Annotated in this window: 9 protein-coding genes and 1 pseudogene; 6 read left to right on the top strand and 4 right to left on the bottom strand. The window is 71.3% G+C overall.

Features of this window, described 5'->3' with window-relative positions; translation table 11 throughout:
• Positions 1-64: 64 nt before the first annotated feature.
• A complete protein-coding gene (locus ACFV2J_RS05085) occupies positions 65-553 on the bottom strand; it encodes a hypothetical protein (protein WP_385087203.1) in 489 nt (162 codons plus the stop codon).
• Positions 554-840: 287 nt separating this feature from the next.
• On the opposite strand from ACFV2J_RS05085, the gene ACFV2J_RS05080 reads away from it, so the two are divergent.
• From ACFV2J_RS05080 to ACFV2J_RS05070, 3 genes and pseudogenes are all read left to right on the top strand, one after another.
• Complete coding sequence (locus ACFV2J_RS05080) at positions 841-1,965, top strand: hypothetical protein (RefSeq protein ID WP_385437381.1); 1,125 nt, start codon at positions 841-843, stop codon at positions 1,963-1,965.
• A gap of 151 nt (positions 1,966-2,116) precedes the next feature.
• A pseudogene (locus ACFV2J_RS05075) lies at positions 2,117-2,495 on the top strand (aldehyde oxidase); the annotation flags it as partial.
• Between the two features lie 469 nt (positions 2,496-2,964).
• On the top strand, positions 2,965-5,514 hold the full coding sequence (locus ACFV2J_RS05070) for a discoidin domain-containing protein (protein ID WP_385084434.1): 2,550 nt from the start codon (positions 2,965-2,967) through the stop codon (positions 5,512-5,514).
• Positions 5,515-5,664: 150 nt separating this feature from the next.
• Here the strand turns inward: ACFV2J_RS05070 and ACFV2J_RS05065 are convergent, their stop codons facing one another.
• Positions 5,665-6,345 (bottom strand): response regulator, encoded by a 681-nt coding sequence (locus tag ACFV2J_RS05065; protein WP_385437378.1) that lies wholly within the window; start codon positions 6,343-6,345, stop codon positions 5,665-5,667.
• A complete protein-coding gene (locus ACFV2J_RS05060; RefSeq protein ID WP_385437376.1) occupies positions 6,342-7,547 on the bottom strand; it encodes a sensor histidine kinase in 1,206 nt (401 codons plus the stop codon). The genes ACFV2J_RS05065 and ACFV2J_RS05060 overlap by 4 nt, the downstream gene beginning before the upstream one ends.
• 146 nt (positions 7,548-7,693) lie before the next feature.
• On the opposite strand from ACFV2J_RS05060, the gene ACFV2J_RS05055 reads away from it, so the two are divergent.
• Positions 7,694-9,307 carry a multicopper oxidase family protein gene (locus tag ACFV2J_RS05055; protein ID WP_385437374.1) on the top strand — a complete coding sequence of 538 codons (1,614 nt, stop codon included), beginning with the start codon at positions 7,694-7,696 and terminating at the stop codon, positions 9,305-9,307.
• A 10-nt stretch (positions 9,308-9,317) separates the two neighbouring features.
• The gene (locus ACFV2J_RS05050) at positions 9,318-11,546 is read left to right on the top strand and encodes an MMPL family transporter (protein WP_385437372.1); all 2,229 of its coding nucleotides are present in this window, start codon (positions 9,318-9,320) and stop codon (positions 11,544-11,546) included.
• Positions 11,547-11,701: 155 nt separating this feature from the next.
• On the opposite strand, the gene ACFV2J_RS05045 is transcribed toward ACFV2J_RS05050, so the two are convergent.
• Entirely contained in the window at positions 11,702-11,893 is a 192-nt protein-coding gene (locus tag ACFV2J_RS05045) for a hypothetical protein (RefSeq protein ID WP_030190387.1), read from the bottom strand.
• 177 nt (positions 11,894-12,070) lie between these two features.
• On the opposite strand from ACFV2J_RS05045, the gene ACFV2J_RS05040 reads away from it, so the two are divergent.
• Positions 12,071-13,204, top strand: a complete 1,134-nt coding sequence (locus ACFV2J_RS05040; protein WP_385084452.1) for a glutathione-independent formaldehyde dehydrogenase — start codon at positions 12,071-12,073, stop codon at positions 13,202-13,204.
• Positions 13,205-13,310: the final 106 nt, after the last annotated feature.

Genomic DNA, 13,310 nt, shown 5'->3' with positions numbered 1-13,310 from the left:
GCTAGACGCGCCCCGGCGGTGCGAAGCCGTCGCCTCTCGTCCGCCCCAGTGGCCGGCCGTCTCATCAGCCCCGGCGGCCGGCCTTGGGCATCATCCGCTCCAGGACCGCCACGGTCACCACGGCATAGGCGAGGTGCGGGACGAGGTCGGAGACCCAGTCGGTGAGTGACCAGGTACGCGGGTCGGTCACCCCCAGAACGGTCATGGGGCCGTTGGTACCGACGAGGGCTCCGGCGGCGGCCACCGCGTAGTGGGTCGCGCGGGCCGGGCGCCACCCTGCGCCGCGGGCGACACCGAGGACCGCTCCCATGCCGAGTCCCGCGGCGTAGCCGGTCAGCGGGCCGAGGCCGGCCACCCGGTTGTCCTGCTTCTCCCCGTCACCCGGGATCGGGACGTGCAGCCTCTGCGAGAGCCTGCGCACGGTCACCTCCGGCGTGGAACTGGCGGCACGGCCGCGCAGCACCATGTCGCAGTAGCTCACGGTGTCGAGCACCGTGGTGCCCGCGGCGCCGGCCGCGACGCCGCACATCAGTCCGCGTGTCAGGCTCGTCATGGTGGACCTTTCGCCGGGCCCGCTGAGGGAGAGGACACCCTTCCGAGCTTCCGAGCCCCCGCCATCCCATTCAACACCCATATCCCTTTCGTCACCCGCGCCGAGGCGGCGGCGGACGGCATCGACGGACGGTTGCCCTCTGTTCATCCCGCGTTGCCCTCCGCGGGGCGTGTGCAGGCGTCCTGACGGGCAGAGCAGGCGCAACGCGCGAAGCCGGACGGCATTCCGGTGAATCCGCGCGCGGGGAAACACCGAGAAAGCCGCGACGGCGGCAGGGGGGCGGACCGATGGAGTTCACGAGAAGCAGACGGCTGCGCGCGAGCGGAAGACGCCGGACGGGATGGGGACTCGCCGCCCTGGCCGGGGGGATCGTGTGGGCGGTCCTGGCGAACGGCCAGGGCCGGGAGTCGGCCTACTTCCTCATGGCCCTGGCCGCCCTGGGCGTCCTCACCGGAATCCGGGAACTGCGCCGCGCGGCACAGCCGTTCAGCCTGCGCGTCGACGAACAGGGCATCACGCTGGTCGACGGAGGTCTCGGCTGGGGACAGATCGAGGGCGTGTCCCTGTACTACAGGGCGGCGGTCCACACGGACAGTGACGAAGGCACCTCCGCTCCCCCGCTCCCGCATCTCCACGTCTTTCCCGCCGAGGGCGCGGAGCTGCCGGGCGTGCGGGCCTCCGTCACCGGCGGCCGTCGCGTCTACGACGTGGCCGACACCGCCGAACTCGACCAGGGCCTGGGCCAGTTGATCGAGGCCTTGACCCGGTGGGCGGGCCCCCGCTTCGAAGGAGCCCCGCACGGAATGCGCCGGGCGGTGGCACCCGGGCCCGTGACGCTGACGGGCCCCGGCTTCGGGCCGCTGACCGACGCGGCCGGGTCTCCGCGGGCCGCGGAGGTCCCCGCCGCGGCCGCCCGTACCTTCACCGGGCGTCGCAACACCGGCGGCCGGTTGCTGCTGGCGCTCGCCCTCGCGGTGGCCGGGACGGCCGCGACGGTCCCGCTGTTCACCGGCCATCTCCCTTGGGGGCCCGAACCGCTCGCCGCGCTCGCGCCGTTGGGCGCGATGCTGGGGTGGGGTCTGAGCGTGCTGTCCTTCCGCAACTGGGCGCGGCCCCTGCGCCTGCGGATCGGACCGGACGGCCTGGCCGTACAGAACACCGGCGTCCCTGAGGTGGCGATCGGCTGGGACCAGGTGGTGGCTGTCGCCGTGGCCCGCAAGCCGGGCGCGACCGAGAAGCATCTGTGGCTGCTGCTGTGGCCGGTACCCGGCCACAGCTTCGACCTGCCCCACGAATTCGCCGACGGCCACCCGACCTACCCCCTGGTCGAGTTGCGCCGGCTGCGCGACAGCGACGAGGTGGAACGGACGGCACGGTACTTCGCCGGCTCGCGCTACGCGGAGACGGCCTGACGTCACCTGCCCACCGCGCGGCCGCCGGAGCGTCCGCCGCGCCGTCCGCCCGCCCTCGGCGGCCCAGGCGATGCGCCGCCGTCCCGCGGGCGCCCGTTAGGGTTCCCGTGTGCCGACGTACAGCATCGGCCAGGCCGCGCGCCTGTTGAGGGTGAGCCCGGAGACCGTGCGCCGCTGGGCCGACGGAGGCCGGCTGCCCGTGGGCAGGGACGGGTCGGGGAACCGGGTGATCGACGGTGTGGGGCTCGCGCGGTTCGCCCAGGAGCGTGCGGCGGAGGTCGCCGGGCCGCCCACTCCCCAGTACGCCGACATCCCGCGCACCGAGGTGCACTTCATGGAGACGTCGGACGCCATCGGCCCGCTGGGCGCCAAGTCGATGAGCGAGAGCCCCTTCAACCCGGTCGCCCCCCGCCCTCGCCAACGCCCTGCGGGACGCGACGGGCGTCCGCTTCACGGACCTCCCGCTCACCCGCGACCGGGTGTGGCCGGCCCTCCGTGCCGCGGGAGTGACGGATCGTCAAGGCAGCTGAAGGAGGGCGCGGTTGCCTCCCTCCCCCCTTGTGTTCATCTTCTGCATCCAGGGGAGGGTGACGGGGCGCGTCCTCTCGCACCCTCTGTCACGACGGGGCCCGCGACCCGCGGAACGTACACCGTCGGACCCGCCGCCATCGCCCTCATCCTCTGATCGCGGGCCTCTCCGTCGCCCGGCCACGCCGGGCCCGTCCGGGCAGCTCACCCGGTACGGGCCGGTCCCGCGGCGTCCCGCGGGTCGTCGGAGTCTGTGAAGAAGACGCGTCCAGGGGGTTGCCCGCGCATTGCCTCATGACTTAAATCAAAGCCTGAACTAAGCAGCCCCGTAAGCCATTTCGTCTCCTCCGGGCCTCTTCGGCCACAGCACGGATCTCGGCACGGAGGTCGCCCGGGCGTGCCCCGTCACGGGTCGTGCGCGGCCTCGGGAGGCCCGCACGGTCCGTCCCCTCCTTCGAACGGAGTGAACGCATGAGACTCAGATCCTTGGGGATCGCGCTCGCCGCAGCGGCGGCGCTCATCACCCTCCCCTCCCCATCGCCCGCTGCCGCGGCAGAGACCCCCCTCTCCCAAGGCAGGACAGCCACCTCCTCCTCCGACGAGAACGCCGGAACGCCCGCCGCGAACGCCGTCGACGGCAACACCGGCACCCGCTGGTCCTCGGCCGCCTCCGACACGCAGTGGCTCCAGGTCGACCTCGGCGCAGCCGCCAGTCTCAGCAAGGTCGTCCTCAACTGGGAGACGGCCTACGGCAAGGACTACAAGATCCAGGTGTCCGACAACGGGAACTCCTGGACCGACATCAAGTCCGTCACCGGCGGCGACGGCGGAACCGACACCCTCGACGTGGCCGGCCACGGCCGCTACGTGCGGATGAGCGGCGTCACCCGGGCGACCCAGTACGGTTACTCGCTCTGGGAGTTCCAGGTCTTCGGCACCAGCGATACCGGCACTCCCCCCACCGGGAACTGCGGCACCGCCAACGCCGCCAAGGGCAGGCCGGCCACCGCGTCTTCCACGGAGAACGCCGGCACACCCGCCTCCAGCGCCTTCGACGACAACACCGGCACCCGCTGGTCCTCGGCCGCCTCCGACCCGCAGTGGCTCCAGGTGGACCTGGGCTCGGTCCAGGACATCTGCAAGGTCGACCTCAACTGGGAGGCCGCGTACGGCAAGGAGTTCACCATCCAGTCCTCGGCCAACGGCCAGGACTGGACGACCCTGAAGTCCGTCACCAACGGGACCGGCGGCACGGCCTCGTACGACGTCACCGGCTCGGGCCGCTACCTCCGCGTCAACGGGACCGTCCGCGGCACCGCCTACGGCTACTCGCTCTGGGAGGTCGCCGTCCACACCGGCTCCACCGGCACTCCGCCGGTCGAGGGCGGCGGGGACCTCGGTCCCAACGTCATCGTCGTGGATCCCAGCACCCCCAATCTGCAGGGCAAGTTCGACCAGGTCTTCGCCCAGCAGGAGACCAGCCAGTTCGGGTCCGGCCGTTACCAGTTCCTGCTGAAGCCGGGCACCTACAACGGCATCAACGCGCAACTCGGCTTCTACACCTCGATCTCCGGGCTCGGACTCAACCCCGACGACACGCAGATCAACGGCGACATCACCGTGGACGCCGGCTGGTTCAACGGCAACGCCACCCAGAACTTCTGGCGTTCGGCGGAGAACCTCGCCATCAGGCCCGTCAACGGCACCGACCGCTGGGCGGTCGCCCAGGCGGCGCCGTTCCGCCGTATCCACGTCCAGGGCGGACTCAACCTCGCCCCGAACGGCTACGGCTGGGCGTCCGGCGGCTACATCGCCGACTCGAAGATCGACGGCACGGTCGGCCCCTACTCGCAGCAGCAATGGTACACCCGTGACAGCTCGGTCGGCGGCTGGACGAACGGCGTCTGGAACATGACGTTCTCCGGTGTCCAGGGCGCGCCGGCGACCAACTTCGACAGCGGCCCGTACACCACCCTGGACAACACACCGGTCTCCCGCGAGAAGCCGTTCCTGTACATGGACGGCAACACCTACAAGGTGTTCGTGCCCGGCAAGCGGACCAACGCCCGCGGTGTGTCCTGGCCCGCCAACGCCGGCGGCACCTCGCTGCCGCTGGACCAGTTCTACGTCGTCAAGCCCGGCGCGACCGCCGCGACCATCAACACGGCGCTCGCCCAGGGCCTCAACCTGCTCTTCACGCCGGGCGTGTACCACCTCGACCAGACCATCAACGTGAACCGCGCCAACACGGTGGTGCTCGGGCTGGGACTGGCCACCATCGTTCCCGACAACGGCGTCGACGCCATGCACGTCGCCGACGTCGACGGCGTCCGGCTGGCCGGGTTCCTCATCGACGCGGGCTCCACCAGGTCCGACACGCTGCTGCAGATCGGCCCGGCGGGCAGCTCGGCCGACCACGCCGCCAACCCGACGACCATGCAGGACGTGTTCGTCCGTATCGGCGGTGCGGGGCCCGGCCTGGCCACCAACTCCGTGGTCGTCAACAGCGACGACGCCATCATCGACCACACCTGGCTCTGGCGCGCCGACCACGGCACCGGGGTCGGCTGGGAGACGAACCGGGCCGACTACGGTCTGGTGGTGAACGGCGACGACGTCCTCACCACCGGTCTGTTCGTGGAGCACTTCAACAAGTACGACGTGCTCTGGAACGGCGAACGCGGCCGGACGATCTTCTTCCAGAACGAGAAGGCCTACGACGTGCCGAACGCCGCCGCCGTCACCCATGACGGCATCGTCGGCTACGCCGCCTACAAGGTCGCGGACAGTGTCAACGTCCACGAGGCCTGGGGTCTGGGCAGTTACTGCAACTTCACGTCCGATCCGACGATCGTCCAGCAACACGGCTTCCAGGTCCCCGTCAAGACGGGCATCAAGATGCACGACATCCTGGTGATCTCGCTCGGCGGCAAGGGTCAGTACGCCCACGTCATCAACAACACGGGCGCACCCACCTCGGGGACTGACACCGTCCCGTCCAAGATCACTCAGTTCCCCTGACGGACCCTCGGGGCCGTTGAACACCTGACCGCAGGCCCGTGGTCCGCCCTCGTGGCGGGCCACGGGCTCAGGGTGTGCGCGGGGCCGGGTTCGCGCGAACCGGTCCGGGCCGGCCGTGCGCCCACCGTCGCGGAGCGGTCCTCGTCGCGGTCACTGGACGGGCAGGTCGCCGGCCCGGACCAGGCCGCTCTGATAGGCGAAGACGACGAGTTGGGCGCGGTCGCGCGCGCCGAGCTTCATCATCGCCCGGTTGACATGTGTCTTGGCGGTCAGCGGGGAGACGTACAGGCGCTCGCCGATCTCGTCGTTGGAGAGCCCGGCGGCGACCAGGGCCATCGTCTCGCGCTCCCGCTCGGTGAGGCCGTCGAGCCGCACCGGACTGGGCAGCGGCCCGGGGGTCGGCTCGTCGAGGAACCGGGCGATGAGGCCGCGTGTGGCCTTCGGCGACAGCAGCGCCTCGCCGCCGGCGACGACGCGGATGGCTTCCTGGAGGTCCCCGGGTTCGACGCTCTTGCTGAGGAATCCACTGGCGCCGGCGCGCAGGGCACGCAGCACGTTCTCGTCGAGTTCGAAGGTGGTCAGGATCAACACCCGTACCCCGGCCAGGCCTTCGTCCTCGGTGATCAGCCGGGTCGCCTCGATGCCGTCCAGCTCCGGCATCCGGATGTCCATGAGGACGACGTCGGCTCGGCTGGTCGCGGCGAGTTCGACCGCCTCGCGGCCGTTGGTCGCCTCACCCACCACTTCCAGGTCGGGCGCGCGCTCGACCAGGACCCTGAATCCGGCCCGGATGAGCGTCTGGTCGTCGGCGAGCAGCACTCTGATCGTCATGTGCGGGCCTCCTGCCGGGCGGGGCGGTCGACGGGTTCGACAGCCGCGGGAAGGAAGGCGCTGACGGTGAAGCGGCCGTCGTCGTCTCGTCCGGTGCGTACCGTCCCGCCGACCGAACTGACGCGCTCCCGCAGGCCGATGAGGCCGTGCCCGGTGCCGTGGGCGTCCGGCCTGCGGTGGGCCGCGGCGTTCTCGACGACGATTCCGAGGCCCGCCGGGGTGTAGCGGAGCCGCAGTCGCGCGGACGGTTCGCTGCCGTGCTTGTGGGCGTTGGTCAGGGACTCCTGGACGATGCGGTACGCGGCGAGGTCGACCGCGGACGGCAGGGGGCGGGCCTCGCCCTCCTGCCGGTGCTCGATCCGCAGTCCGGCGGCGCCGAGCGCGTCCAGCATCGACGCCAGACGGCTCAGGCCCGGTGGTGGCTCGGTCGCGTGCCCCGGTTCCCCGGAGCGCAGCACGTCCAGCACGCTGGAGAGATCCGCGAGTACGGTGCGAGCGGCCTGCCGGACGTGGGCCAGCGCTTCCTCGGCTCCGGCGGGTTCCTCCCGGAGCAGGGCGGTGGCGACGCCGACCTGCACGTTGATGACGGCGATGTGGTGCGCGACCACGTCGTGCAGGTCCCGGGCGATGCGCAGCCGCTCCTCCACGACCCGGCGCCGGGCCTCCTCGTCGCGGTCGCGCTCCGCGTGCCGGGCGCGTTCCTCGACGGCGGTCAGGTCCCCCTGGCGGCTGCGTACCGCGCCGCCGACCGCGACGGCGAGGCCGCCCCAGGCCACGATCGCGGCGTTCTGGGGATCGGTCCAGCTGCGGCCGGCTCCGACGACGACCGCGGCGTACACCGTCGCGATGGTGATCGCCCCGGTCACCAGGGCGACCCTCCGGCTGGTCCTGGAGGCGATTGTGTAGGTGCAGATCACGCTCGTGGCGAGCAGCGGGGCGACGAGCGCCGCGTGCAGGTTGAACGCCGCGCTGACCACCGTGACCACGCAGAAGACGGGCAGCGGCCACCGCCTCCGGGTGGCTATCAGTACGCAGGCCAGCGAGCCCGCGACGAGATCCTCCGCGCCGAGCGCACGGCCCGAGGGCCCGAAGCGCACCGCGAACAGGGTCGCGCAGACGACCACGAGGCCGAACACCGTGTCCACGCCCTGCGGATGGGATGCGGCGCGTCCACGCATCCGGGATAACGGGTCATCAGCCATGGCCGCACGGTATCGGAGGGCCGTCCGCGGCGCCGTCGTCCGGTCGCGGTACGGAGCGACGTACCGGGCTACTGCGTCCGCGGTATGCCGGATCCACCGCGTCCGAACGACGTCGATGACGGCACCCATCCCCGATCGTCTGCGCCATGACCGAACTACCAGGGCTGTCAGCGGGACTTGACCGACGACGTTTCCTCCGTACCGCGGCCGCGCTCAGCGGCGCCGGGACGCTGGGCACGCTCGGCGGCTGCAAGTCACCGGGGTCGGAGTCGGGCGCCGGCGCGACCGGCGGCGAATTCGGCGGCCGGACGCTGACGTCCGCCGCCGAGCTGCCCGAACGCTTCAGCACACCGCTGCCGGTCCCTCCGGTGATGCGCCCCGCGCGCACCACCGCGGGCACCGACCACTACGAACTCACCGCGCGGGAGGCGCGCGTGGAGATCCTGCCCGGCCTGCGCACGGCCGTCATGGGGTACGACGGGATCTTCCCGGGTCCGACCATCGCGGCGCGGCGCGGACGCAGGACCGTGCTGCACTACCGCAACCAGCTCGACGTGCCGACCGTCGTGCATCTGCACGGCGGGCACACCCCGCCCGAGAGCGACGGCTTCCCGACCGATCTCGTGCTGCCCGCCGTCGGCGGCGCGCGGTTCGCGGGGCAGGCTGTCGGCGGCGTGGCCAGCACCGGCACCCGCGACTACACGTATCCCCTCGACCAACGGGCCGCGACGCTCTGGTACCACGACCATCGCATGGGCTTCACCGGTCCCCAGGTCTGGCGCGGACTGGCGGGCTTCCTGCTGGTGACCGACGACGAGGAGCAGGCCCTGCCGCTGCCGCGCGCGGATCGCGACATCCCGCTGATGATCGCCGACCGCGCGTTCGACGCGGACGGCGCGTTGCGCTACCCCGCCATGGATCCGCGCCTGATCAGCATGGCGGGCGTGGACGCGGACCACATGGCCGGGGCGGCCGGTGACGTCATCCTCGTCAACGGGGCGCCCTGGCCGGAGCTGGAGGTCGACGCGGTCCGCTACCGGTTCCGCATCCTCAACGCCTCCAACGCCCGTCGCTACGAGCTGGCCCTCGACCCCGCGCCCCGAAGCGGCGGGGCGTTCACCCAGATCGGGTCGGACCAGGGGTTGCTCGCGGCGCCGCTGCGGCACACCACCCTTCCGATCGCACCGGCGGAGCGGTTCGACGTGGTCGTCGACTTCTCGGGCTGGCCGGTCGGCACCAAGGTGACGCTCACCAACCGGGCGGGACGGGGCGGGACCGGGGAGATCATGCGGTTCGTCGTCGCCCGCAAGGCGGCCGACGACAGCCGGATACCCGCTCGGCTCTCCACCATCGAGCCGCTGCCGACCGCCTCGGCGACGAGACGGCCGTGGATGTTCCGCAAGGGCCGGGTGACGGGCATGGGGTCGGACGCGGCCGGCTGGGTCGTCAACGGCCGTGCCTTCGACCCTCGGCGCGTGGACGCGGCCCCCCGGCTCGGGGAGGTGGAGGTCTGGCGCCTGGCCACCGACGCCTACCACCCCGTGCACATCCACCTGTCGCCCTTCCAGGTGCTCTCCCGCAACGGCGGGCCGCCGGATCGGACCGACCACGGGTGGAAGGACACCATCGACCTCCGGCCCAAGCAGTACGCCGACGTGGCCGTGCGGTTCGACGACTACGCGGGCCGCTACCTGCTGCACTGCCACAACCTCGAACACGAGGACATGGCGATGATGGCCACCTTCCAGACCAGCCGCTGAGGAGATCCCCGTGCAGACATTCGCGCACTTCATGCTGCGCCACCGCCGGTGGGTGCTCGGTTTCTGGCTGGTCGTCCTGCTGGCCGGGGGCACCGCCGCCGGGCGGCTGCCGGACCGGCTGTCGTCGGACTTCTCACTGCCGGGCCAGGAGGGTTCCGAGACCCAGGCCGCGCTGGCCCGCACCTACGGTGTCTCGGCCGACCTGGGGTACCTGCCGGTGCTCACCGCACCGGCGGGCCGCAGGATCGCCCGCGCGGACGTCACCGCCGTCGCGGAGCGGCTCCGCGCGATGGGCGGCGTCCAAGTGCTCGACTACGGCGGAACCGGTGACCCGGGCTTCCTGACCGGGGGCGGGCACAGTACGTTCCTGCTCGTCTACGGACCGCAGCCGACGGGCTTCGATGACCCGCTCGCCGACCGGGTGGACCGAACGGTCCGGGCGGCGGCGCGGGAGCGGGGTCTGACCGCCGCCGTCACCGGCTACAACCAGCTCTCCGCCGGCAGTGACGCCGGCGGAGACAAGGGGCTCAGCGTGCTGGGCGAGACGCTGGCCGGCGCGTCGGGCGCGCTGCTGGTGCTGGCCTTCGTGTTCGCGTCGTTCCTCGCCCTGGTGCCGCTGCTGATCGCGGGCGTGTCGATCCTGGCGACGTTCCTGGTCGTCCTCGGCCTGACCACGTTCACCGACGTGTCCTTCGTGGTGCAGTTCCTGATCGCGCTCGTCGGACTGGGCGTGGCGATCGACTACTCCCTGCTGGTGGTCTCCCGCTGGCGCGAGGAGCGGGCCCGCGGCCGGTCGAACGACGAGGCGGTGGTCACGGCGGTGACGACGGCGGGACGGGCGGTGCTCGCCTCCGGGATCACCGTGGCGATCAGCCTGGTCGCGCTGGTCGTGGTCGACGTGCCCCTGATCAGGAGCATGGGCTTCGGCGGCATGGTGATCCCGGTGATCAGCACCCTGGTCGTGCTCACCCTGCTGCCGGTCCTGCTGAGCCTGGTGGGCCCGCGCGTCGACCGGCCGCGGATCCGGAGGGAGGGGCACGTCTCCCGGGCCTGGTCGGCCTGGGCGCGGGGGGTCGTGCGGTACCGCTGGGCCGCGGCCGGGGTCGCCTGTGGCGCGCTCGCGCTGGCCGTCGTCCCGGTCTTCGGGCTACAGATCGGCCAGTCCGGTTCCGACTCCCTGGCCCGCGACGGTGTCGCCCACGACACGCTGGCGGCGCTCCGTACGGGCGGGGTGGGTGACGGGGTGCTGACGCCGATGGCGTTGCTGGTGCGGTCGGGCACGGACGCCACCGCGGTCGCCGCGGCGGCGGAACGGGTGGACGGCGTCCGGATGGCGGTCGTCGCCCCGGCCGCGCGGACCGGTGTCGCCGAGGTGGTCGTGGTGCCCGAGCGCGAGACGGTGGACACCACCAGTGTGGCCGTGGTGAGCGCGGTCCGGCACGCGACGAGGGATCTGCCGGGGTACGTCGGCGTGGCCGGCCGGGGCGCCGTCGTCCTCGACTACCAGCGGGCGGTCTTCGACGACTTTCCGTACGTCCTGGGCCTGATCGCCCTGGTCACCTTCGTACTGCTGGTCCGCACGTTCCGCTCGCTGCTGCTGCCGCTCAAGGCGGTACTGCTCAATCTGGCCAGCGTGGCAGCGGTGTTCGGGCTGGTCACCTGGTTCTGGCAGGACGGACACGGTTCACAGGCGGTGTTCGGGATCGCGGCGACCGGCGCGCTGACCTTCTGGCTGCCGGTCCTGATCTTCGCGTTCCTGTTCGGGCTGTCCATGGACTACGAGGTGTTCATCCTGGCCCGGATGCGGGAGGAGTACGACCGCACCGGTTCGACGTCGTACGCGGTGGAGCACGGTCTGGGCCGCACCGGGCGGCTGGTCACCTCGGCCGCGCTGATCCTGTTCTTCGCGTTCGCCGCGCTGGCCGCCGCTCCCGGTACCGACATCAAGGTGCTGGCCACCGCTCTGGGCGCGGGCATCCTGCTGGACGCCACCGTGGTGCGGGCGCTGCTGGTCCCGGCGATGGTGTCGTTGTTCGGCAAGTACAACTGGTGGCTGCCCGCCGGGATCGCGAGGCTGTTGCGCGTCGAACCGTCGCCGTTGACACCCGACACGGTCGTCCCCGCCGGCCACGACGCCGGTTCGCGCCCTCGGGCCGACACCTCGGACGAAGCGGTGGCGGGCACCTCGGCCGGCGACGAGCGGGGGGAGATCCGCGGCGGGTCCACACCGGTGCGGTGAGACGGGCGGGCCGACGGCGACAAGGATGCGCGCGGGTTCGGCAGGACGCGCGGGGAACCCCCGCATGGGGTCACACGAGAGGGGGTGACACGGGGGTAGGGACACCCGGACGACGCGAGGACGTCGGCGGACGGCGACACCGGCGGTGGCCGGGATCAGCGGTCGGCGATGTCCTCGCGGAGGCCGTCGGAGAACTCCCACCACGACAGGGGAAGCCAGTCACCGTTGACGAAGGCGTCGACCGTGGCGCCACGACCGCGGACAGTCACCGTCGTCCCGGGAGGGTACGTGGTGCCGGACAGTCCGGGTACGGGGACAAGCAGGGTCCCGAGTCTCTGTGCTGACACCTTTCGCTCTCCCTTTCCATTCTCCCGCTACGGCAGCGGAATGCCATTCCTGCCGACATTACCGGCTTGTCCGATCGGGCAGACCGGACAATCATGAGAGATGGGTCACGCGATGAAGCGGCGGGGCGGCGGGGGTGTGACAACCGGACGCGTAATTCCCGACGGAGGTAAACAGCCATGAAGGCCGTTGTGTACAAGGGACCGTTCACCGTGGCGGTCGAAGATGTTGAAAGGCCCAGCATCCAGCACCCGAACGACGCGATCGTACGCATCACCTCCACCGCGATATGCGGCTCGGACCTGCATATGTACGAGGGCCGCACCGCTGCCGAGCCCGGCATCGTCTTCGGCCACGAGAACATGGGAATCATCGAGGAGATCGGCCAGGGCGTCACCGCGCTCAAGAAGGGCGACCGTGTGGTCATGCCCTTCAACGTCGCCTGTGGTTTCTGCACCAACTGCGTCGAGGGATTCACCGGATACTGTCTCACCGTCAATCCCGGTTTCGCGGGCGGCGCTTACGGCTATGTCGCCATGGGACCGTACAAGGGTGGTCAGGCCGATTATCTTCGCGTCCCCTACGCCGACTTCAACTGCCTGAAGCTGCCTCCGGGAGAGGAACACGAGACCGACTTCATCCTGCTGGCCGACATCTTCCCCACCGGATACCACGGCTGCGAACTGGCCCAGGTCCGGCCCGGCGAGAGCGTCGCGGTGTACGGCGGAGGACCGGTCGGACTGATGGCCGCGTACTCGGCGCTGATCCGTGGTGCGAGGAAGGTGTTCGTCGTCGACCGCATCGCCGAACGACTGCAGAAGGCCGAGGAGATGGGCGCGGTTCCGATCAACTTCGCCGAGGGCGACCCGGTCGAGCAGATCAAGGACCGGACGGAGGGCATCGGCACCGACAAGGGCGTGGACGCCGTCGGCTACCAGGCCACGGCGCACGGCACGGAACGCGAGGAGCCGGCGACCGTCCTCAACTCGCTCGTGGGCACGGTCCGGGCGACCGGAGCGGTCGGCGTACCCGGGCTCTACGTCCCGTCCGACCCCGGCGGTCCGGACGAGCAGGCCAAACACGGCATGCTCCTGGTGGCGATCGGCAAGCTCTTCGAGAAGGGCCTGCGGATCGGGACGGGGCAGTGCAACGTGAAGCGCTACAACCGCTTCCTGCGCGACATGATCATCGACGGCCGGGCGAAGCCCAGCTTCGTCGTCTCCCACGAGATGCCCCTGGACCAGGCGCCGTCGGCGTACGACAAGTTCGACAAGCGGATCGAGGGCTACACGAAGGTCGTGCTGCACCCGTAGTCCCGACGCACCGACAGGACCCGTCCACAGGGAAGGGAAAGAGGCCGGAGCCGCAGTGGGTCACGCGGCTCCGGCCTCCGGGCGTGGTGCCCGCGAACATGCCGCA

The sequence above is a fragment of the Streptomyces sp. NPDC059668 genome (assembly GCF_042734135.1).
Classification (GTDB): Bacteria; Actinomycetota; Actinomycetes; order Streptomycetales; family Streptomycetaceae; genus Streptomyces.
Note: the sequence above shows the minus strand (reverse complement) of the source record. Positions and strands in the feature narration are given on the sequence as shown.

Bases quoted from the DNA above. Each gene is read 5' to 3' on its own strand.
- ACFV2J_RS05080 (WP_385437381.1), top strand. From the start codon at position 841: ATGGAGTTCACGAGAAGCAGACGGCTGCGCGCGAGCGGAAGACGCCGG.
- ACFV2J_RS05085 (WP_385087203.1), bottom strand. From the start codon at position 553: ATGACGAGCCTGACACGCGGACTGATGTGCGGCGTCGCGGCCGGCGCC.
- ACFV2J_RS05055 (WP_385437374.1), top strand. From the start codon at position 7,694: ATGACCGAACTACCAGGGCTGTCAGCGGGACTTGACCGACGACGTTTC.
- ACFV2J_RS05040 (WP_385084452.1), top strand. From the start codon at position 12,071: ATGAAGGCCGTTGTGTACAAGGGACCGTTCACCGTGGCGGTCGAAGAT.
- ACFV2J_RS05065 (WP_385437378.1), bottom strand. From the start codon at position 6,345: ATGACGATCAGAGTGCTGCTCGCCGACGACCAGACGCTCATCCGGGCC.
- ACFV2J_RS05060 (WP_385437376.1), bottom strand. From the start codon at position 7,547: ATGGCTGATGACCCGTTATCCCGGATGCGTGGACGCGCCGCATCCCAT.
- ACFV2J_RS05070 (WP_385084434.1), top strand. From the start codon at position 2,965: ATGAGACTCAGATCCTTGGGGATCGCGCTCGCCGCAGCGGCGGCGCTC.